This window comes from Mesorhizobium sp. M00.F.Ca.ET.216.01.1.1, from assembly GCF_004010325.2.
In the GTDB taxonomy this organism is placed as follows: domain Bacteria; phylum Pseudomonadota; class Alphaproteobacteria; order Rhizobiales; family Rhizobiaceae; genus Mesorhizobium.
Genome location: NZ_SADR02000003.1, coordinates 23,078 through 43,665 on the forward strand (window position 1 = coordinate 23,078; position 20,588 = coordinate 43,665).

Sequence of the window (20,588 nt, forward strand, 5' to 3'; positions counted from 1 at the left end):
AGCCACAGGGAGGAACAAGATGGCAAAGACAGCGACTAAGAGTGCGAAGAAGCCCGCGTCAAAGGCTGCTTCAAAGCCTGCCGGGAAGCCTGCAGCGAAAACGGCGGCAAAGCCGACGGCCAACGCAGCCGCCAGGTCTGTGTCTAAAGCCAAGGCGAAGAGGCCGCCGCTGAAGCTCAGCATGCTGAAGCCGAGCGTCAACAACATGACCGTTCGGGTGTTCGCACGGGCGGCCGGGTTCGACGCTGCCGAGATCGACGCCTGGGGTCACACGCGCTCGCCCGAATACATGGCGCGAAACCCGGCTCACCTGACACCGATGATCGAGGACGAGGGCCTGCCGAGAGGCGTCTTATGGGAAAGCTGCGCTATCATGCAATATCTCGCTAACAAGCACGGGCTGGAGAAATTCTACCCGAAGGCGCCCGCCAAGCGGGCGATGGTCGACAGCGCCATGTTCTACCTGATCGGCACGCTCTACCCCTATGTGGCGCGCGCCACGTATCCCGCGCTCGGCTTCCCGCAATATGCCGGCGAGGTCGGCCACAGCGATGCGCATCCCGACAGGAAATCGGAAGCGCAGAAAGCAGCTGTCGCCGCCATTGCGGAGCCGCTGGAGGTCTTTCACACCTTCTTCAGGAACGGCAAGCCGTTCATCGGCGGCAAGAGTCCGTCGATCGCCGACATCCGTCTGGCGGCGACACTCGAATTCCTTGCCGTCATCGACTACGCTCTGCCCGATTGGGCGAAGGAATATATGGCGGCAATGGAGAAGAAACTCGGCAAGGCCTATGCCGAGCCAGCCGGCGACGTGCGCGGCTATATCGCCTATGTGAAGTCACAGGCGAGCGCCTGAGAGCGCAAAACAGTCTCGATATCAAATGTCGGTTCGTACGCATGAATATACTGCCAAGCTGGCGGCCGAAAACAATGTAAAGATTTTCTTGCCGCAAATTTTCGCAAAAGCAAGGAGGGGTGTTCATGGGTGCAAGGGGCCGATATTTCAGTAGCCTGGTGGCTGGCATATTTGCCGGCGTCTTCTGGGTGGATACCGCCTCGGCGCAGTCGAGTGAGGCGGGGTGTACGTTCGAGCTGGTGGCAGGTGCGTCTCGACAAATTTTGAGATGTCAGGAAGGCCCTACCATCATTGTCGAAGATGGCGCTCGTTTTACTCTGGTGGACCGTGATCGAAACGGCAATGCCGATGCGGTCAGATTGCGACGCAAGGCGCTGCTGCTCGACGCTCCAGGCAGCCGGGTCCGGGGTGGCTTCGCGGTTGTCACTCCGCAGGCGATCGCTGCGGTGCGAGGCACAAGATGGGCAGTCGACGTTAGCCAAGGCAGGACGTCTGTTTTCGTCCTCAAAGGTCGAGTCGCCGTGCAAAGGCCAGGGTCCAATGCCGGCGTATTCCTCACACCGGGCGAAGGCGTCGACGTGGAAGCAGGGACAGGCAAACTGACCGTCCGGCGCTGGCCGGCCGCGCGTGTTTCCGCACTGTTGGCCCGTTTTGGCCAGTGAGCGGCAATGAGCGGTCGGGCGCTTCAGACGCTGATCGCGCTCATTCTGGCGGGTCTTTGGGGCGCCGGCTTGGGCTTCGCGCACTGGCGTGGCAACGTGTGGTTTATAGATAGCGTCGAAGCAACGATGACCGATCTTCGAACGCTTGTTCGAGGAACGGCAAAGCCGCCGGAACTGATGACCATTGTCGCAATAGACGACGAAGTGGTGCGAGACGAGGGCAGCTATCCCCTCAGCCGCGCCACGCTTGCCCGGATTATCAACACGGTAACCCGCTTTGAACCGAAAGCCATTGCGATCGACCTGCTGCTGGTCGATCCCCGGGCAAAAGACGATGATGAGGCGCTCGCGCGTTCACTGAGCAGGAGTGCAAGCGTAATCGCTGCCGCAGCGGTCTACTCGGGCGGTAAACAATGGACAGCAGCTGAGGGCGATGGACCCCTCGGCCGAGTACCGAATGCCGAGCGGTTTCTGTGGCCCCTCAAAGCGTTCTCGGATGTCGCCGCTGTCGGCGTCGTGAATGTAGTTACCGACCGGACGGGAACGCCGCGGTTCATCCCGTTGCTGTTTCGGGCCGGAGATCGGGTGGAAGCGTCTTTCTCATTGCGTGTTGCTACCGTGGCGGTGGGAGAGGATCCAGCAATTGCCCCCGACCGTCTATCGCTAGGCAGACGGTGGATTCGGACGGACATTGGTCACATCCTGCCTCTGGCATTCTATGGCCCCCGCGGCACGATCCGCACGATCAGCGCCGCGACCGTGTTGGACGGCCAGCTCGATCGCAGCGTTATCCAGGATCGAATTGTCGTGATCGGAGCGACCGCAACCGGCGCCGGCGATGTTTTCCCGACACCGTTCGATCCGGTACTCCCGGGCGTCGAGGTCATGGCGACCGCGATTGCTCATCTGATGACCGGCGACGGAATAGTGCGAGATCAGTACGTTCGCCTTGCAGATGCCGGCTTTGCAGTGCTGCTGCCAGTGGCTCTTGTGGGGTTGCTGGCATGGCGGCGCAGCGCCATCGGCCTCGCGGCGATCGTCGGCGTGGTTCTGATCTGGTTGGTGGTCAATATGACCGCTTTCTCACATCATATCTGGCTGAGCGCCGCGTTACCGATGACCGCCGCCGCTCCGCCGGCTATTTTGTTCGGGGCCGCGCAGCTTTGGTCGGGCAGGAACCGGGCCCAATATTTCGCCACGCAGAGCGAATTGCTTCAACGAGTTCAGGCCCAAGGCTTAGGGAAGTGGCTCGCCAAGCACAGCGACTTCCTCCTGGAACCTGTCCGGGGAGACGCCGCCGTCATCTTCATCGACCTGTCTGGCTTCACCGGGCTCAGTGAAACATTGGGGCCGAACGCCACACGCGAACTTTTGAAGACATTTCATGCGTTGGTGGACGAGGAAGTGACACGCTGCGGCGGCATTGTCACCAGTTTCATGGGCGACGGAGCCATGATCTTGTTCGGTCTGCCGGAACCAGCGACAGATGACGCCTTCAACGCTGCTCGCTGTTGTGTAGGGCTCTCCAGTCGGACCAACAATTGGCTCGTCTCGCTGCCTGCATCAACTGCGTCCCGGCTCGGCTTCAAGATTGGAGCGCACCACGGAACAATCGTAGCGTCGAGACTCGGCGGCGAAGGCCATCAGCACATCGCGGCCACAGGTGACACAGTCAACGTTGCCAGTCGCTTGATGGAGATCGCAGCCGACCAAGATGCTGAAGTCGCAGTGAGTGACAAAATGTTGCAAGTCGCCGGTGGCGACTGCGAGTTGTTCAAATCCGGTGCTCTGAGAGGACCTGTGGAAACACAGATCCGTGGGCGGTCAGGCTCGCTGGCAATCTGGCTTTGGCAGAGTGCAGACGCTGCAGTAGATCAGGCCCCGTGACCAAGATGGTACTGTAATGTCTGATGGCGCTCGTTTGACAATTTTGGCGACTTCTGCCGCATAGCAAGGTGAGTCTTTCTAAGAATTCTACGCGGCTGGCTATGCTGCCTAAACAGTCGGCGCGGGGGCGGCGGTATCGGCAGTCACGCCGCAGGCTAAGGATTCGTTAACCAAATCCCTATCTACTGACCGGCAGTTCACCTTCACTCGCGACCACGGATGTACTGGCGCGGATGTCGAGGTGAAAGGAAAGGTCGGCCGTGTGCCGGCCTTTTTGTTTTCAAGGTCCTTGTCCCAGGAACCGAGCGGGCTCGCCGATTGCCGTCGGTATCTTTGCGAAGCATATTGTCATTGCCGGCGCCGACCCTACCATCAATCTTGGCTGTGCTGTGCTGGCGGCCAGCAAGTAGAAGGATGAGGACTTCTTGCGATGAAAAGCGCTGCAGGACTGCTTGCAATTGCGGGTGCACTGTTGGCAGGCGCAACCTGTCAATCGAACGGCGCCACGCTCAACACGATGGACGAGGTCGGCGCGGCGATCGAGGCATGCTGGAATCCACCGGCCGATGCCGGGAACGCAACCGTCACATTGAGCTTCAGCTTCAAGCGCGACGGTACGCTGATTGGCCCGCCCAAGCCGACGGCGATCAAAGTGGCCGGCGATGCAAAGGCGCGTCAGGCATATGTCGATGCCGCCACCAAGGCTCTTCAGCGCTGCCTGCCGCTGAGTTTTTCGCCGACGCTTGCCAAAGGGGTTGCGGGCAACGTTTTCACCCTGCAATTCAGGTCGCCCAAGCAATGAGCCATGCCTGATGCATGTCGCCCAACAGTGCGCAGCGGTTTGGGACACGACATGCATAAAAAACAGGACTTAAAGCGCGTCGCGTGAATCTCTTCAGCCGCCGCTCGCTTTATGCCGAATCCGCCCGTCCCGGCGCGCGGCCAGAAATGCCTCTTCCCCCTTCCGCGTCAGACAGCTCAGCCGTCCAGGTCACGAGGCCCGATGCCGGCGCCTCGCATTGACGTGCCGTTCCAGTTCTGGCGTCTCGAAGACATAGTCGTTCCATGCCGATTCCGGAATCTGGCCGGCCAGATAGCATTCCAGCAACAGACTTTCTTCGGGGGTCAGCGGTCTCGGCGCCCGCTCCAGTCCGAGTGAGTGGAACAGGTTTCTGGTCAGGCCAGAGATGGTGAAGTGAACAGACATCTTCGCTCTCCCTTAGACGACACAACGCCGACCGCCGAACAAAGGTTTCAGCCGGCAGTGCCTGGTCGTGCAGGATCGGCGGCGATCCATAGCCGGCATATCGCCGGCAGTTGCTTAGCGTTTTCGTCTTAATCTTGAAATAGAAATGCAATATCGGATTTACGAGGCAGGGATAATACACGAGAAACTTGGTTTCTTGTGATGTCAGATCTATTAATGATTAGGTTTTACTTATTCAGTTGAATCTTATTCACAGTCGATCGGCTCTGCAGGAACAAGACAATGATCGCGCCAATGATACGCTTGTGGCCTTTTGTGTTTTTTGTACTGGTGTCGGTGATCGCGTTTGCGCTGGGAATCGCCACCTCTTACGCTGACACTTGCTCCGCGCTCAGAAGCCAGATGGTTTCGGGCGGCCGCGGGGCCGGTGTGAGCCCGGAACTTACCCAGCTGCGCCGGCAGCTTGCCGCGATCCAGGGCATTGAAAGGCAGCGCCGGTGCGCGGCAAAAAGTTCGGCAGGCGGGTTCTTTAACGCCTGCGCCGATCTTGCCAAAAGCCGGGCGGAGGTGGAACGCCGGATCGCAAGCACAGTGAATTCGGGCAGGGGCACGTCCCGCCTGCAGGCCAGGTTCGTCGCCCTTGGCTGTGCGCCCACAACCAAACAGCGGCAACAAGAACGGCGTCCGGCTGCAAAAGCCCAGTCTTCCGGTGTGGCGCTTGGCGGCAATCCGATGCTGTTTTGCGTTCGTCTTTCGGATGGGTATTTCTTCCCGGCGCCAAAATCGCAATTCGCCAGAAGCGACGATGTGAAGGATACGGTCGACCAGTGCCGCTATATCTGCGACGACGCCAGTGTCGACCTTTACATGCTGGATGACCCCAGTCTCGAGACCGAAGAGATGATCGCGCTCGAGACGCGAAAGCCCTACAAGGATCTTCCGGCTGCTTTCAGGTATCGCGAGACGCGAACTTCAAGGCGTGCGACATCAAACGTTATTACCAGCGGGTGGCCGAGCTCAGGGCACGGACGGTAACGCCCGCCGACATGAGCAACGCTATCATTCCATTGCCGACGCGAAAGCCGGATCTTGGCGCCGTTGCGCAAATTCCACAAATTGATACCGAAGCCGAAATCTTCAATGCCGAAGCTCCCGGTGTTGACGCCCCCAGTGCCGAAGCCCCTGATGCCGAAGCCAATGGTGCCGCCCAGCATCAGTCGATCGAGAAACTGGCGGGCTCGCGGCCGGTGAGGGCAATTGGGCCCGCCTTTTTCCCCGCGGATTGATCCGAGGCGAGCAACCTCGAAGAGCTACGGGGTCAGAGAGCTACGGGGAAAGCTGGCGACGTCCCGTCGGACCCTCTCTCCGGCGCGGCGGCAACGAGGGCTGCGCGGCGCATTTTCGCATCCCATGCCGGCCGGATTCTCGTCTGGAACGCTATGCCGGTCGCTGCGTTGTGACAGGCGACCAGACAGGAGCAATCGCCATGGTCACATTCAGGGAAAAGAGGGTTCAGGAGATTGTCGACGACGAGTCTCTGACCACTGAAGAGAAAATCGCGAAACTCCGTGAGATCGAATCCGAGGCGAGGGCATTGCAGCGCGCGGCGTCGGAAAGCCCGATGGGCGACGATGATGGCTTGCAGGGCGAATTGCGGCAGGTCCGTATGGCGCTGGACAAGCTTGGTGCCAAGGAACCCAAGAAGGGCGCCGCGTCGCTTTGACCGCTAGAGCGTCGGACCCAAAAGCGGGAACCGGCTTTTTTGGAAAATCCGGTGCTAAAATAAAGCGTTAGAGCCACCGCTGACTGAGGGTTCGTCGCTCTAGAAGTTTCTCAGGCCACCGTCCGGACTCAGCCCAGTTGGTCATTCGCAGACCACGCGGAATCGCTTGCCAGGTTGGCTGACGTTCCTGCAGCTAAGCGGCTTCTCTGGCCCGGAAGACTGAGCAGATGGGTTGGCGGGCTTCGCCACGTGCCGTGTCGGCGCGGTGGCGCGGCGGGGCGCCGTTCGTCTTGGTGCTTCCGGCGCCACTGGAAAGACGCCTGTTGTCTCCACCTGCGACTGGGCGACTTTCGTCTGCGGCGGAGCCCTGTCCCAGAACCGCCTGACATCCAGCGGCTTCGGTATGATCACCGTGCCGTCATAGCTGCGTGCGCAGCCGCTGCCGAAAACCAGCATCGGGCAAAGGAAAAGAAGCAGTATCCGACCGAACATTAGCAACACCCCTATGCGACTTATAACGCGGCCGCAGTCCTGCCGACAACCGGCTGGCCCGAGTTACTGCCCGCCGGCCAGTTGCGATTTATTAAGGTTAGCGGATCGTTAATGCTTCTGAGGCAGATTCCGCCGGCGAACCGCTGAGGAGGGTTCGGCCTTGGTTTTTCGGGGTGGGACGGATGGCGGAAGCGGACGAGACGGTTGGGACACGCAGCACGCGTGAACCCCGTAAGATGGTTGCGCACCGCGACGATGCGTCCGCCGGACACGTGGATTCGATCGAAGCGCTTCGCGCGCTGGTCGAAGCAGCCGCGGACTGGATCTGGGAGACCGATGCCGAGCTGCGCTTTTCCTGGCTTTCTGAAAGCTACCAGGCCAGCACCGGCATCGATCCCAAGAGCGTTCTTGGCCGGTTCCGCTTCGACTTCCTTAAGCAGGGGCCGAACGGCGACCGCAGCGCAGCCGCGCATCTTGAGGATCTGCAGGCCCGGCGGCCGTTTCGCGATTTCGTCTACGAGCTGAAGGGCGGCCGCACCGACTGCCGCTGGGTTTCGATCACCGGCTTCCCGCGTTTCGACGCCGAAGGAAATTTCGCCGGCTATCGTGGCATCGGCCGCAATGTCACGGCGCTCGCCAGTGCGTTCGACGAACTGCGAATGCAGAGCGGTCCGTCGGCAGGGGGCGACAGCGCCAACGCCAGGACCGCCGAAACCTTCGCCAATCTTCGCGCAATGGTCGATTCAATGCCGATCGGTGTCGTCGTCCTCGACGCCGACCTGCGCGCCGAAGTGATCAATCGCGCCTTCTACGATTTCTGGCAGATCGATGCGGCGCGCACCGATGGCGGCTGCAGTTTCCGCGACCTGATGGAGGCCAGCCGCGATATCGATCCCAACGGGTCGGACGAGGAGGCATGGCAACGGCACGTCGCTGAGCGTGAGGCGGAAATCAGGGCCGGTATGGCCGGATCGAGGCAATTGCCGCGCAATGACGGCCGGACGCTGATCTCGTCGATGGCGCCGCTGGCAGACGGCAAGCGGCTGATCTCCTATGTCGATGTCACCGATATGAAGGATCGCGAGGCGGAGCTTGTTGAAGCGCTGGAAAAATCGCGGCTGGCCGAGGCAGTGATCAACGACGTCAAGGACCCGATCTTCGTCAAGGACGACAATCTGCGCTTCGTGTTCGTCAACGAGGCATTCTCGGCATTGTTCGGACGGACGCCGCAGGCGATGTTGGGCAAGCGCGGCGGCGATTTCTTCACGGCGGACGAGGCCGCGCGGTTCGAGGACAGCGAAAGGCAGGTTCTGGCAAGCGGCAGCCCTTATGAAGTCGAGGAGAACTTCGCGGTCTCCGGTATCGGCCGCTCGCGCATCGTTCGCAAAAACCGTGTCAGCATGGCAAGCGGCCGCAACTATGTTGCCGGCTTCATCTTCGACATCTCCGATATGAAGCGTCGCGAGACGGAAGCCGAGGACGCCCGCAGGAATCTCGCCACCGTACTCGAATCGCTGCCGGCCGCCGTCATCATCTACGATCGCGACGACAAGTTCGTCTTCGCCAATACCAAGCTGCAGGATACGCTGCCGGCGCTGCAGTCCCTGTGGCAGCCTCGCCGCACGCTCCGCGAGGCGCTGGAGTTCGGCCATTCGGTCGGCTATTTCCGCATTAGCGGCGATCCGGAACTCGATAAGCTCTACGACAGCGATCCCGAGCGCTGGCTCGACGGCATCCTCGCCCGCTACCGCTTGCCCAACTCATCCTTCGAACGTCTCAATCCCGACGGTCGCTGGTACCAGGTTTACGATATGCGGACCGAGGACGGCACCTTCATCGGCGTGCGCGTCGACATCTCCGAGATCAAGAGCCGCGAGAAGGCGCTGCATGACAGCATGCGCCAGATCGACCTGTTCCGGCACGTGATGGACGAGCTGCCGGTCGCCGCCTTCATCAAGGCGCAAGACCTGAGCATCGAGTTCGTCAACAAGGCCTGGTGCGCCCTGACCGGCATCCCCAAGGAAGAGGTCATCGGCCTGACCGACCACCAGCTTTTCGGCGCCGACGACGCCGAAAGCTACAGTCACGACGACACCGAGGTGGTCGTCACCGGCCGTGTCATGGAGGCCGAGGAGCCCGTCACCCATCGCGACGGCACGGTGCGGCAGTTGATGACGCGCAAGAGCCGGCTGGTCGCGCTCGACGGGTCGGTGCACCTGGTCGGCTCCAGCACCGATATCACCGACGTCAAGGAGCGCGAGCAAGCGCTGGAAGACAGCATGCGCGAGAACGAGGTGTTCCGCAGCCTCATCGACAATGTGCCGGTGTCAATCTACGCCAAACGCTCCGACCTCAGGCAGTTCTACGTCAACAAGGGCTGGTGCGACCTCACCGGCTTCAGCAAGGAAGAGGCGATCGGCAAGACCGACGTCGAGATTTTCGGGCCGGACGGCGAAGCCCTCGTCAATGGCGATCTCGCCGTGCTGCGCACCGGCGAAACCCAGGAGATCGAGGAGAGCGTGACGCTGGCCGACGGCAGGGTCCGGCATCAGTTCGCACGCAAGGGCGCGATGATCGCGTCCGATGGCTCGCTCTACCTGATCGGATCGACCACCGACATCACCGAATTGAAGCAGCGGGAGGCCGAGCTGCGCGAGGCGCGCCAGCGCGCCGTGCTTGCCGATCGTGCCAAGTCCGAATTCCTGGCCAATATGAGCCACGAGATCCGCACGCCGATGAACGGCGTGCTCGGTATGGCCGAACTCTTGGCCAAATCCGATCTCAACCCGAAACAGAAGACCTTCACCGACATCATTGTGAAATCCGGCAACGCGCTGCTGACCATCATCAACGACATCCTGGATTTCTCCAAGATCGATGCCGGCCAGCTCGTACTCGACCCGGCGCCCTTCAATCTTGCCGAGGCGATCGAGGATGTAGCGACGCTAGTATCGACGCGCGCCAAGGAGAAGGACCTCGAGCTCATCGTACGTGTTGAGCCCGGCCTTGAAAGCCAGTTCATCGGCGACGTCGGCCGCATCAGGCAGATCGTCACCAATCTGCTCGGCAACGCTGTGAAGTTCACCGACGAAGGCCACGTGCTGGTCGACGTCACCGGCGAAAGGTTTCCAGCGGGAACAAAGCTGACCATCTCCGTCACCGATACCGGCATCGGTATTCCGGAGGAGAAGCTGAAGCAGGTCTTCGAGAAATTCAGCCAGGTTGACACCTCGTCGACCAGGCGGCACGAAGGCACCGGGCTCGGCCTTGCCATCACCTCGCGGCTGGTCGAACTGATGGGCGGCGAGATCGGCGTGGAGAGCGCCGAAGGCAAGGGCTCGACCTTCTGGTTCACCGTGACGCTGCCCAGGGCCGGGCAACAGGCCGGGCAACGCATCATGCCAGTGGACGTGACCGGCGCACGGGTGCTGATCGTCGACGACAACGCCGTCAACCGGTCGATCCTGACCGAGCAGATGGTCTCATGGAGCTTCGATTCCTGTGCGGCCGAAAGCGGGGCCGAAGGGCTGAAGGTGCTCATCGCTGCCGCCGCCTATGGCGTGCCGGTCGACTGCGTGGTGCTCGACTACCAGATGCCTGAGATGAGCGGCGCCGAAATGGCACGCATCGTGCGCAGCACCGCCAGCTTAGCCCACACACCGGTGATCATGCTGACATCCGTCGACCAGTCGCTCGCCAACACCAGCTATCGTGATCTCGGCATCGATGCGCAGCTGATCAAGCCGGCGCGTTCCTCGGTGCTTCTGGAAACGCTGGTCGCCACCATTCAGCGTCACCGCCACAATTCGACGGGAAGCCGCGTGGTGCCAGCGGCAAGCGGCGGTTCCGGCGACCGCACCCCGGAACCACCTATGGCGCAGCCGCCCTTGGTGCAGCCCCCCTTGGCCGTATCGGAGCGGGCCTTGCTGCAGCCGCCGCCGGTTCGTGCGCGTGTTCGGCCTGCGGGCGACGAGCGCCGGCTCGATATCCTCGTTGCCGAAGACAACGAGGTGAACCAGATGGTGTTCACTCAGATCCTCGGCGAGACCGGCTACGGCTTCGAGATCGTCGGTAACGGCCGCAAGGCGCTCGACGCCTACGGCAGGCTCAATCCGCGCATGATCCTGATGGACGTCTCGATGCCGGAGATGAGCGGGCTCGAGGCGACCGCCGCCATCCGCCGGCTGGAGCAAGAGACCGGCACGCATATCCCGATCGTCGGCGTCACCGCGCATGCGTTGAAAGGCGACCGCGAACGCTGCCTCGAGGCCGGCATGGACGACTATCTGCCCAAGCCGATCAGCCCCAGGGCACTGCTCGAAAAGGTCGAGCGCTGGGTCGGCACGGGCAACGAGGCCCAGCGCAACGCGGGATAGATAGCCCAGCCTATGGAGCCGTGAACCGGCCGAGAATCGGCGCAGCCCTTGCGCGCAAGACTATGGCGCGAAAGACTATGGCGCGATCGCACCATACCAAAGCGCGCCCCCAGCCGGGACAATGATCGCGACGAATCCGCTCCTCCAGTTACGGGCGGGAGCAGCACCGCCGGCAAGAAACAGCGTCAATTCTACCCCAACGGACCTGTTTTCGGCGATGGCTCGGCCATGACTTGCTCTGGCCAACAAGCAACGCGCTCCCGTCCGGTTTTTCTTTTTTGCTGCCGTTTTTTTCCGGCGCCGAAGGGAAACGCCGGCCGCAAGCCACGCAAGCTTTTGATTCCAGCCGCAAACTGCGGCTATACCGCCGAGGCTGGCCGGCTGCCGTGTTCGACATCCCTGTCAGACGTTACCGGGCCGACATGAAACTGTCATGAGACTGTAATAATCGGGCGCTATGGCCTCACCGGGCGCCGAAGGAATGGCGCCGAGAGACCATCTTCCGAACAGGAGCAGGCCACATGAGAAAATTCCTCCTTACGGCGTCGGCCGCGGCGCTTGCGCTCGCCGCGTCCTCCGGCTTCGCCGCCGCGCGCGACCAGATTCAGGTTGCCGGGTCGTCGACCGTGCTACCCTATGCCAAGATCGTCGCCGAGCAGTTCGGCGAAACCTACACCAACTTCAAGACCCCGGTGGTCGAGTCCGGCGGCAGCGGCGCCGGCATCAAGGAATTCTGCAAGGGCGTCGGCGAAGACACGATCGATATCGCCAACTCCTCGCGTCCGATCAAGCCGGACGAGATCAAGTCCTGCGCCGCTGCCGGCGTGAAGGACATCCAGGAAGTCCGCATCGGCTATGACGGCATCGTCTTCGCCACCGACATCAAGGGTCCGGACTGGGCGCTGGTTCCCGCCGACATCTACAAGGCGCTCGCCGCCAAGCTCGTCGTCGACGGCAAGCTCGTCGACAATCCGAACACCAAGTGGAGCCAGGTCAACCCGAAGCTGCCCGACTGGGATATCGCCGCCTACATTCCGGGCGAAAAGCATGGCACGCGCGAAGTGTTCGAGACCAAGCTTCTCGACGCCGGCTGCGACAAGGCCGCCATCAAGGCCACCGGCGTTAGCGACGACAAGGAAATCGCCAAGACCTGCATCGCGATCCGCAAGGACGGCAAGGCCATCGACATCGACGGCGACTACACCGAGACGCTCGCCCGCATCGACTCGAACAAGACCGGCGTCGGCGTATTCGGCCTCGCCTTCTATGAAAACAACGCCGACAAGCTGAAGGTTGCTACCGTGAAAGGCGTCACGCCTTCGACCGAGACCATCGCCAGCGGCAAGTATCCGGTATCGCGTCCGCTGTTCTTCTATGTGAAGAAGGCGCATCTCGGCGTCGTTCCGGGTCTCAAGGAATATGTCGAGTTCTTCCTTGACGACCAGATGGTCGGCCCGGAAAGCCCGCTCGCCGAATACGGCCTGGTGGCTGCTCCGGACGCCGAACGTCAGTCCCAGCGCGACGCTTTCGCTGCCGGAAAGACGATGTAATCAACCTATCGGAACCAGGGCGCCGGGCCCGTACCGGCGCCCTGGTTTTCGCCGCCTGTCGCCATGGCGGTGGCGACTTGAGCATCATTTGCTCTAGAGTTTCCTTGGGGTGCGTCCATGTCGTCCTTGCTCGTACTCGCCATTGTCGTCGCCATCGGCCTGGTTGCATTCGTGATCGGCCGGCAGCGTGCCGCCGCGCAGGACAATGGCACGGTGAAGCCGCATTCGCGCGCCCACTATCACGGCTGGTGGGCCTGCCTGCTCGCTGTCCTGCCTGCGGTTCTGCTGCTTACCGCCTGGAACATCGGCTCCTCCGTCTATCTCGACCGACACATTCACGCCGCCCTGCCTGAGCGCACCGCCAACAGCGCGGTTGCCAGCGAGGCGCTGGATGTCAGCCTGGTGAAGAGCCTCGCCAAAGGCCTGCGCCAGCTCGACGCGAACACTCTGGCCGCACTGCCCGCCACGTTCGCCGATCTGCAGCCGCTGCTCGCCGCCAAGGGCGTGGCGCTGGCGACGGACACGCAGGACTACATGATCCCGATCGCCGTCGAGGCGAATGCCGTGCAAAGCCGGCTTGGCATGATCGGTGCTGCCCTCACCTTGCTGCTATCGGTCGCCGGCGCCTTCTACGCGCTGGGCCAGATCCGGCCGCGGGCGCGCGCCAGGAACAATGTCGAGAGGCTGATGCTGTGGGGCCTGCTCGGCGCCTCGACCATCGCCATCCTAACCACGGTCGGCATCGTGCTTTCGATGCTGTTCCAGACGATCCAGTTCTTCGAGAGCGTCTCGCCGATGAGCTTCTTCTTCGGCACGGTCTGGGATCCGCGCTTCGCCGCCGCTGGCTCGGGCGGCAGCCAGGGCCAGTTTGGCCTGATCCCGCTTCTCGCCGGCACGCTCTATATCGCCCTTGTCGCCTTGCTGGTCGCCGTGCCGGTCGGGCTGATGTCGGCGGTTTACATGGCTGAATACGCGACACCCAGGATACGGTCGGTGGTCAAGCCGGCGCTTGAGCTGCTCGCGGGCATCCCGACCATCGTCTACGGCATTTTCGCTGTGGTCACGCTGGGGCCATTCCTGCGCGATCTCTCCGCCGCGCTGACCGGCGGTTCCCCCTTCATCCAGGGCCAGAGCATCTTCACCGCTGGGCTCGTCATGGGCATGATGCTGATCCCGGTTGTGTCCTCTCTGTCCGACGACATCATCACAGCGGTGCCGCGCGCCATGCGCGACGGCTCGCTCGGCCTCGGCGCGACGCGTTCGGAGACGATTAAGCGGGTGATTCTGCCGGCAGCACTTCCCGGCATCGTCGGAGCTATCCTGTTGACCGCTTCGCGCGCCATCGGCGAGACGATGATTGTCGTGCTCGCCGCCGGCGTCGCCGCCAATCTCACCGCCAACCCGTTCGAGGCGATGACGACCATCACCGTCAAGATCGTCAACCAGCTCACCGGCGACCTCGAATTCAATTCGCCGCAGACATTGGTCGCCTTTGCGCTCGGCATCACGCTGTTTGCGCTGACTTTGGTGATGAACATCGTCGCGCTTTATATCGTGCGCAAGTACCGGGAGCAGTATGAATGACCGACATCCCCATGGATACGATGGTCCGGGTCGCCGCTCATCCGCGCCGCGACATCGGCCTGAAGGCACGTTACGCCGCCGAGCGCCGCTTCCGCATCTATGGCATGCTGGCGATTTCCGTCGGGCTTGCGTTCCTGGCCATCATGCTGATCGCCATCGTCTCGAAAGGTTATACCGCCTTCTGGCAGACGACGATCTCGGTGCCGATCACCTTCGACGAGAAGGTGATCGACCCCTCAAACAAGCGCGCGATCGACCCGACCGTGCTAATCAAGGCAAACTATCCCAAGCTCGCCGAAAAGGCGCTGGTCGCCAAGCTCGGCATCAACCCCGACGACAAGCCGACGATCCTGAAGCTCAAGGGCCTCCTGTCCGAGGGCGTTCGCGTCCAATTGCGCGATATCGTCGCCGCCGATCCGTCGGTCATCGGCACGACGCGCAACGTCAATATCCTCGCCGCCGCCAATCTTGACTCCGCCTTCAAGGGCCAGATCGACCTCGGCGTCGAGGAAGCGCGGCGCAAGGTCTCCGACCAGCAAATCGCTTGGATGAACAAGCTCAAGGCCGATGGAGCGATGGCCGAGCGTTTCAACACCGGCCTGTTCTCCTACGGCGCCTCCAGCCGCCCGGAAACGTCGGGCATGGGTGTGGCGATCATCGGCTCGTTCTACATGATGGTGATCGTGCTGGTGCTGGCGCTGCCGATCGGCGTCGCCGCCTCCATCTACCTGGAGGAGTTCGCCAAGAAGAACCGCTTCACCGACCTGATCGAGGTCAACATCAACAATCTGGCTGCAGTGCCGTCGATCGTCTTTGGCCTGCTCGGCCTTGCCGTATTTATCAACTTCCTCGGCATGCCGCGTTCCGCCGCGTTCGTCGGCGGCCTGGTGCTGACGCTGATGACGCTGCCGACAATCATCATCGCAACGCGCGCGGCCCTGGCCGCCGTGCCGCCGTCGATCCGCTCGGCAGCGCTCGGCCTCGGCGCCTCCAAGATGCAGATGGTGTTCCAGCACATCTTGCCGCTTGCCGCCCCCGGCATCCTCACCGGCACCATCATCGGCCTGGCGAGGGCCCTGGGCGAAACCGCGCCGCTGCTGCTGATCGGCATGGTTGCCTTCGTGGCCGACTATCCGAAGAGCCCCTTCGATCCGGCGACGGCGCTGCCGGTGCAGATCTATATGTGGGCCAACGAGGCCGAACGCGCCTTCGTCGAGCGCATGTCGGGCGCCATCATCATCCTGCTGGTCTTCCTCATGGCCATGAACGTCACCGCGATCGTGCTTCGGCGCCGGTTCGAGCGGCGCTGGTAGAAAAAAGGCATCCGTTATGAACATCATGACCGAACAGTCTCTTGAAAACGCAGTGGGCGACAAAATGAACGCCAAGTCGAACGAAGTGATCAAGATGCGCGGCGACAAGGTCGGCGTGTTCTACGGCGACAAACAGGCGCTGTTCGACGTCAATCTCGACGTGCGCCAAAACCAGGTGACGGCACTGATCGGCCCCTCTGGCTGCGGCAAGTCCACCTTCCTGCGCTGCCTAAACCGCATGAATGACACCATCGATTCGGCGCGGGTCACCGGCAAGATCACGCTGGATGACGAGGATATCTACGACAAGAACATCGACGTCGTCGAACTGAGGGCGCGGGTCGGCATGGTGTTCCAGAAGCCCAATCCGTTTCCGAAATCGATCTACGAGAACGTCGCCTATGGTCCGCGCATCCACGGGCTGGCCAAGCGCAAGGCCGACATGGATCAGATCGTCGAACAGAGCCTGAAGAAGGCGGCGATCTGGAACGAGGTCAAGGACCGCCTGCAGGAACCCGGCACCGGCCTTTCCGGCGGGCAGCAGCAGCGTCTGTGCATTGCGCGCGCCATCGCCGTGTCGCCGGAGGTGATCCTGATGGACGAGCCGTGCTCGGCGCTTGATCCGATCGCCACCGCCCGCGTCGAGGAACTGATCGACGAACTGCGCCAGAACTACACGATCGTCATTGTCACCCATTCGATGCAGCAGGCGGCGCGCGTGTCGCAGCGCACGGCGATGTTCCATCTCGGCTATCTCGTCGAGGAGGGCGCCACCGACAAAATGTTCACCAACCCCGACGACAAGCGCACCCAGGACTATATCACCGGCCGGTTCGGCTAAGCGGTCCGGCGGCGAATTTCGAACACGAGGACAGGATCATGGGTGAACATACCGTTGCTTCCTTCGACGAGGATCTGGAGCATATCAGCAAGCTGATCCGCGACATGGGCGATCTGGCCCGCTCGATGGTCGGCGGCTCGACGCGGGCGCTGCTCAATTCGGACAATGCGCTGGCGCAGCGCGTCGTTTCCGACGACGCCATCATGGATGCGCGTCAGCGCGAGCTCGACGACCGCGCCATCACGCTGATCGCCAAGCGTCAGCCAATGGCCAACGACCTGCGTGCCGTCGTCGGCTCGATCCGCATGGCCGGCGATCTCGAGCGCATCGGCGACCTTGCCAAGAACATTGCCAAGCGCGTCGGCACCGTCGGCCTCAGCATCACACCGCGCGACCTGTCGCATTCCATCGATGCGATGGCCCAGCTGGTGCTGGCCCAGGTGCAAGGGGTCATCGAAGAATACGCCGCCAGTGACGCGGCAGCGCTTGCCAAGCTGAGAAACGATGACGAGCGTATCGACGTCAAATACACGTCGGTCTTCCGCGAACTGCTGACCTACATGATGGAAGATCCGCGCAACATCACCGCCTGCACACATCTGTTGTTCTGCGCCAAGAACCTGGAGCGCATCGGCGACCATGTCACCAACATCGCCGAAAACGCCTACTATGTGCTGACCGGCCAGCAATTGCCTGCCAATCGTCCCAAGCTGGATGAGACGGCGATGTCAGCGCCGGCGGCATGACAGAGGTTACCGGTCGATGATCGCGCCACGCATCATGGTGGTGGAGGACGAGGAGCCGCTGGGCGTGCTGCTCCGCTACAACCTCGAAGCCGAAGGCTACCAGGTCGAGGTGGTGACGCGCGGCGACGAAGCCGAGATCCGGCTGCAGGAAAACGTGCCCGATCTTCTGGTGCTCGACTGGATGGTGCCGGCGGTTTCCGGCATCGAGCTTTGCCGGCGCCTCAGGATGCGGCCCGAAACCGAACGGCTGCCGATCATCATGCTGACCGCGCGCGGCGAGGAGAGCGACCGGGTGCGCGGCCTCTCGACCGGCGCCGACGACTATCTGGTCAAGCCGTTTTCGACACCGGAATTCATGGCCAGGGTCAAGGCGCTGCTGCGTCGCGCCAAGCCCGAGGTGCTGTCCAGCGTGCTGAAGGTCGGCGACATCGTGCTCGATCGCGAATCGCATCGGGTCTATCGCAAGAAGAGCGAGATCAGGCTCGGACCGACTGAATTCCGGCTGCTCGAATTCATGATGCGGCACCCTGGCCGGGTGTTCTCGCGCAGCCAGTTGCTCGACAATGTCTGGGGCGAGACGATCTATATCGACGAGCGCACGGTGGACGTGCATGTCGGCCGGCTGCGCAAGGCGGTCAACAACGGCCGCATGCCGGATGTCATCCGCACCATCCGCGGCGCCGGCTACGCGATCCGCGAGGACTGAACGCGGCGGCTGACCTCAGGCCACGCTTTTTCCGACAATGCCCGGCTTTGCCTGTGCGCCTGGCGCGAAAATCTCCTGGTCGACGAAGGTCAGGGCGCGCATGGCGCAACCTTCGCGGATCAGCGGCAATTCGTTCGGCTCGGTGTCGAAGGAGATCGATTTCGAATGCTGGCCGCCGGCGGTCTGGGCGATGGCCTCGCGCAGCGCCGGCTCGATCAGGTCGAAGGCAGCAGCGCTGACGCCGACCATGGCGACCGGCGCCGGATCGATCAGCGCAAACAGGTTGCCGAGGCCGAAGCCGAGTGCTTCGCCTGCCTTGCGATAGGCTTCGCGTTCCGGTCCGTCCACCTCGCGCGCCAGGGCAGCCAGTGCCCGCATGTCGGCGTCGCTGACATCGGCAACCGGTTCAGCGTCCTCGCCCATTTGCTTGGCGTTGCGCCATATGGCGTAGTTGCCGGCATAGGCCTCGACGCAGCCGCGCCGACCGCAACGGCAGAGCGCGCCGCCCGGCCGATGGATCATGTGGCCGAGCTCGCCACCGGAGGAGTGGGTGCCGGTGAACAGCTCTCCCTTCAGCACCAGACCCATGCCGATACCGTGCGAAAGCAGGATGGCGATGAAATCGTCGCGGTAGCGGTCGGGGTCGCGCCACCGCAGCGCCACCGCCATCATGTTGCAGTCGTTCTCCATGGTGGCGGGGATGCCGAATTCGTCTTCCAGTATATCGGCGAAGGCGATGTCGGTCTGCGGCGTGATCGGCGACCACAGCATGGCGCGTGAATGGGAATCGGTGATGCCCTGTATCCCCATCGCGATGCGGGCGACACTGTGGACATTGAGGTCGGGGTCCTCGAAGCGGCGCCGGACGATGGCGAGGCATTCCCCGATCAGCTCGTCGCGCGGCATGGTTAGCGTGTCCAGGCGGCGCTGTTCCTCGGCTATCACCTGGCCGGCGTAGTCGATGACGGCGACGGAGAGGAAGTTCAGCGATAGCACTACGGTCATTACCGCCGCGGCTTCGGGATTGAGGCTGAGGCCGACCTGCGGCCGACCGCGCTTCAGCGAAACCGTTTCGCTCGCCTTGCTCTCGGTCAGGATACCTTCGCCAATCAGGTCGGAAGAGATCGCCGATATCGTCGAATGGCTGAGACCGGTGGTCGCGGCGATCTCCGTCCGCGACGGCTGGCCAGCCCGGCGCACGGCCGAAATCACCATCGCCCGGTTACGCCGGCGCAAATCGTCGTGGCGGATTCCAACCGACATCTCTTTGCTTGCCTCCCAGTCGCTGCGGCTTTCGTGATGTCGAAGGCCGTCGGCGGCGCTTGGTAAATATTGGCAGAAGCCGGCAGCTGTGTCATTATTTATTCCGAGTCTCGAAAAAAAGTCAGCAGCACATCAAAATCCATCAGAATCGATGTTGACAGTGCTCCGGTGTTGGACCAGTATTTTTTCGGGGCTCGAAAAAATGGGGCCTTTGTGCCGGCCTTCGGGCCAGTTTGGTCGCGCCGCATGCGGCGCAGGGAGGATAACATGAAGAGATTCGCAGCCGCCATACTGGCGGGTGTCGCCATGTCGCTGACGCTTGCGTCGGTCGCACAGGCGAAGGACAAGGTCATTGGCGTTTCGTGGTCGAACTTCCAGGAAGAGCGTTGGAAGACCGACGAAGCAGCGATGAAAAAGGCCATCGAGGCCGCCGGCGACAAATACATTTCCGCCGACGCGCAGTCCAACCCCGGCAAGCAGCTGACGGACGTCGAGAGCTTGATCTCGCAGGGCGCCAACGCGCTGATTATCCTGGCGCAGGACGCCTCGGCCATTGGGCCGGCGGTTCAGAAGGCGCTCGACGAAGGCATCCCGGTCGTCGGCTACGACCGGCTGATCGAGAACAAGGACGTGTTCTACCTGACCTTCGACAACAAGGAAGTCGGCCGCATGCAGGCCCGCGAAGTGTTCAAGGTGAAGCCGGAAGGCAACTACGTGTTCATCAAGGGCTCGGGCGCCGATCCGAACGCCGATTTCCTGTTCGCCGGCTCCATGGAAGTGCTCAAGGACGCCATCGACAGCGGCAAGATCAAGAATGTCGGCGAGGCCTATACCGACGGCTGGCTGCCCGCCAACGCCCAGAAGAACATGGAGCAGTTCCTGACCGCCAACGACAACAAGGTCGATGCGGTGGTGGCGGCCAATGACGGCACTGCCGGCGGCGTCGTCGCCGCGCTGACGGCGCAGGGCCTTGCCGGAGCTGTTCCGGTGTCTGGCCAGGATGGTGACCACGCTGCGCTGAACCGCATCGCACTTGGCACACAGACCGTGTCGGTGTGGAAGGACGCGCGCGAACTCGGCAAGAACGCCGCCGAGATCGCCTCGCAATTGGCCGATGGCAAGCAGATGGCCGACATTGCGGGCGCCAAGGACTTCACCACGCCGGGCGGCAACACCGTCAAGTCGCTGTTCCTGACGCCTGTCGCGATCACCAAGGACAATCTCAACGTCGTCATCGACGCCGGCTGGATCAAGAAGGAAGAGGTCTGCGCCGGTGTCGCCGCGGGTGCCGTTGCAGCCTGCGACTGAACTGGATCTTTGAGCGGGTTCCGACGCCGCGGCTATCAGGCCGCGGCGTTTTGTCAAAGAAAATTGTTTTTCCG

The 20,588-nt window shown here is 62.2% G+C and carries 17 protein-coding genes; 15 read left to right on the forward strand and 2 right to left on the reverse strand.

The window, feature by feature from the left end; translation table 11 throughout:
- Positions 1-19 precede the first annotated feature (19 nt).
- From EN859_RS05115 to EN859_RS05130, 4 genes are all read left to right on the forward strand, one after another.
- On the forward strand, positions 20-856 hold the full coding sequence (locus tag EN859_RS05115) for a glutathione S-transferase family protein (RefSeq protein ID WP_127852617.1): 837 nt from the start codon (positions 20-22) through the stop codon (positions 854-856).
- 125 nt (positions 857-981) lie between these two features.
- Positions 982-1,518: a FecR domain-containing protein gene (locus EN859_RS05120; RefSeq protein ID WP_127852616.1), complete on the forward strand. Its 537-nt coding sequence runs from the start codon at positions 982-984 to the stop codon at positions 1,516-1,518.
- A 6-nt stretch (positions 1,519-1,524) separates the two neighbouring features.
- Complete coding sequence (locus EN859_RS05125; RefSeq protein WP_127852615.1) at positions 1,525-3,405, forward strand: adenylate/guanylate cyclase domain-containing protein; 1,881 nt, start codon at positions 1,525-1,527, stop codon at positions 3,403-3,405.
- A 430-nt stretch (positions 3,406-3,835) separates the two neighbouring features.
- Positions 3,836-4,207: a hypothetical protein gene (locus tag EN859_RS05130; protein WP_127852614.1), complete on the forward strand. Its 372-nt coding sequence runs from the start codon at positions 3,836-3,838 to the stop codon at positions 4,205-4,207.
- Positions 4,208-4,396: 189 nt separating this feature from the next.
- Here the strand turns inward: EN859_RS05130 and EN859_RS05135 are convergent, their stop codons facing one another.
- A complete protein-coding gene (locus tag EN859_RS05135; RefSeq protein WP_127852613.1) occupies positions 4,397-4,612 on the reverse strand; it encodes a hypothetical protein in 216 nt (71 codons plus the stop codon).
- Positions 4,613-4,894: 282 nt separating this feature from the next.
- Here EN859_RS05135 and EN859_RS05140 point away from each other — a divergent pair, with 282 nt between their 5' ends.
- The 10 genes from EN859_RS05140 to phoB all read left to right on the forward strand — a co-directional run bounded on the left by EN859_RS05140 (position 4,895) and on the right by phoB (position 17,943).
- Positions 4,895-5,647 (forward strand): DUF2865 domain-containing protein, encoded by a 753-nt coding sequence (locus EN859_RS05140; RefSeq protein ID WP_245525486.1) that lies wholly within the window; start codon positions 4,895-4,897, stop codon positions 5,645-5,647.
- An 11-nt stretch (positions 5,648-5,658) separates the two neighbouring features.
- On the forward strand, positions 5,659-5,898 hold the full coding sequence (locus EN859_RS39100; RefSeq protein WP_245525487.1) for a hypothetical protein: 240 nt from the start codon (positions 5,659-5,661) through the stop codon (positions 5,896-5,898).
- 200 nt (positions 5,899-6,098) lie between these two features.
- Positions 6,099-6,335 (forward strand): hypothetical protein, encoded by a 237-nt coding sequence (locus tag EN859_RS05145; RefSeq protein WP_127852612.1) that lies wholly within the window; start codon positions 6,099-6,101, stop codon positions 6,333-6,335.
- Positions 6,336-7,009: 674 nt separating this feature from the next.
- Positions 7,010-11,203, forward strand: a complete 4,194-nt coding sequence (locus EN859_RS05155) for a PAS domain-containing protein (protein ID WP_127852610.1) — start codon at positions 7,010-7,012, stop codon at positions 11,201-11,203.
- A 521-nt stretch (positions 11,204-11,724) separates the two neighbouring features.
- Positions 11,725-12,753, forward strand: a complete 1,029-nt coding sequence (locus EN859_RS05160) for a substrate-binding domain-containing protein (protein WP_127852609.1) — start codon at positions 11,725-11,727, stop codon at positions 12,751-12,753.
- Positions 12,754-12,870: 117 nt separating this feature from the next.
- Positions 12,871-14,337 carry a phosphate ABC transporter permease subunit PstC gene (gene pstC / locus EN859_RS05165; RefSeq protein ID WP_127852608.1) on the forward strand — a complete coding sequence of 489 codons (1,467 nt, stop codon included), beginning with the start codon at positions 12,871-12,873 and terminating at the stop codon, positions 14,335-14,337.
- Positions 14,334-15,650, forward strand: coding sequence for a phosphate ABC transporter permease PstA (pstA, locus tag EN859_RS05170; RefSeq protein WP_127852607.1), 1,317 nt, complete (start codon positions 14,334-14,336; stop codon positions 15,648-15,650). Before pstC ends, pstA begins: the two co-directional genes overlap by 4 nt.
- A gap of 16 nt (positions 15,651-15,666) precedes the next feature.
- Positions 15,667-16,491, forward strand: coding sequence for a phosphate ABC transporter ATP-binding protein PstB (gene pstB, locus EN859_RS05175; protein ID WP_127852606.1), 825 nt, complete (start codon positions 15,667-15,669; stop codon positions 16,489-16,491).
- Positions 16,492-16,529: 38 nt separating this feature from the next.
- Positions 16,530-17,237, forward strand: coding sequence for a phosphate signaling complex protein PhoU (phoU, locus tag EN859_RS05180; RefSeq protein ID WP_127852605.1), 708 nt, complete (start codon positions 16,530-16,532; stop codon positions 17,235-17,237).
- Between the two features lie 16 nt (positions 17,238-17,253).
- Positions 17,254-17,943 (forward strand): phosphate regulon transcriptional regulator PhoB, encoded by a 690-nt coding sequence (phoB, locus tag EN859_RS05185; RefSeq protein WP_127852604.1) that lies wholly within the window; start codon positions 17,254-17,256, stop codon positions 17,941-17,943.
- A 15-nt stretch (positions 17,944-17,958) separates the two neighbouring features.
- Here the strand turns inward: phoB and EN859_RS05190 are convergent, their stop codons facing one another.
- Positions 17,959-19,206: an ROK family protein gene (locus tag EN859_RS05190; protein ID WP_127852603.1), complete on the reverse strand. Its 1,248-nt coding sequence runs from the start codon at positions 19,204-19,206 to the stop codon at positions 17,959-17,961.
- Between the two features lie 267 nt (positions 19,207-19,473).
- Here EN859_RS05190 and xylF point away from each other — a divergent pair, with 267 nt between their 5' ends.
- On the forward strand, positions 19,474-20,514 hold the full coding sequence (gene xylF / locus EN859_RS05195; protein ID WP_127852602.1) for a D-xylose ABC transporter substrate-binding protein: 1,041 nt from the start codon (positions 19,474-19,476) through the stop codon (positions 20,512-20,514).
- Positions 20,515-20,588 lie beyond the last annotated feature (74 nt).

What these genes read in the sequence shown, in the direction of transcription:
- EN859_RS05115 (WP_127852617.1), top strand. Translation starts at nt 20, where the DNA reads ATGGCAAAGACAGCGACTAAGAGTGCGAAGAAGCCCGCGTCAAAGGCT.
- EN859_RS05120 (WP_127852616.1), top strand. Translation starts at nt 982, where the DNA reads ATGGGTGCAAGGGGCCGATATTTCAGTAGCCTGGTGGCTGGCATATTT.
- EN859_RS05125 (WP_127852615.1), top strand. Translation starts at nt 1,525, where the DNA reads ATGAGCGGTCGGGCGCTTCAGACGCTGATCGCGCTCATTCTGGCGGGT.
- EN859_RS05130 (WP_127852614.1), top strand. Translation starts at nt 3,836, where the DNA reads ATGAAAAGCGCTGCAGGACTGCTTGCAATTGCGGGTGCACTGTTGGCA.
- EN859_RS05135 (WP_127852613.1), bottom strand. Translation starts at nt 4,612, where the DNA reads ATGTCTGTTCACTTCACCATCTCTGGCCTGACCAGAAACCTGTTCCAC.
- EN859_RS05140 (WP_245525486.1), top strand. Translation starts at nt 4,895, where the DNA reads ATGATCGCGCCAATGATACGCTTGTGGCCTTTTGTGTTTTTTGTACTG.
- EN859_RS39100 (WP_245525487.1), top strand. Translation starts at nt 5,659, where the DNA reads ATGAGCAACGCTATCATTCCATTGCCGACGCGAAAGCCGGATCTTGGC.
- EN859_RS05145 (WP_127852612.1), top strand. Translation starts at nt 6,099, where the DNA reads ATGGTCACATTCAGGGAAAAGAGGGTTCAGGAGATTGTCGACGACGAG.
- EN859_RS05155 (WP_127852610.1), top strand. Translation starts at nt 7,010, where the DNA reads ATGGCGGAAGCGGACGAGACGGTTGGGACACGCAGCACGCGTGAACCC.
- EN859_RS05160 (WP_127852609.1), top strand. Translation starts at nt 11,725, where the DNA reads ATGAGAAAATTCCTCCTTACGGCGTCGGCCGCGGCGCTTGCGCTCGCC.
- pstC (WP_127852608.1), top strand. Translation starts at nt 12,871, where the DNA reads ATGTCGTCCTTGCTCGTACTCGCCATTGTCGTCGCCATCGGCCTGGTT.
- pstA (WP_127852607.1), top strand. Translation starts at nt 14,334, where the DNA reads ATGACCGACATCCCCATGGATACGATGGTCCGGGTCGCCGCTCATCCG.
- pstB (WP_127852606.1), top strand. Translation starts at nt 15,667, where the DNA reads ATGAACATCATGACCGAACAGTCTCTTGAAAACGCAGTGGGCGACAAA.
- phoU (WP_127852605.1), top strand. Translation starts at nt 16,530, where the DNA reads ATGGGTGAACATACCGTTGCTTCCTTCGACGAGGATCTGGAGCATATC.
- phoB (WP_127852604.1), top strand. Translation starts at nt 17,254, where the DNA reads ATGATCGCGCCACGCATCATGGTGGTGGAGGACGAGGAGCCGCTGGGC.
- EN859_RS05190 (WP_127852603.1), bottom strand. Translation starts at nt 19,206, where the DNA reads ATGTCGGTTGGAATCCGCCACGACGATTTGCGCCGGCGTAACCGGGCG.
- xylF (WP_127852602.1), top strand. Translation starts at nt 19,474, where the DNA reads ATGAAGAGATTCGCAGCCGCCATACTGGCGGGTGTCGCCATGTCGCTG.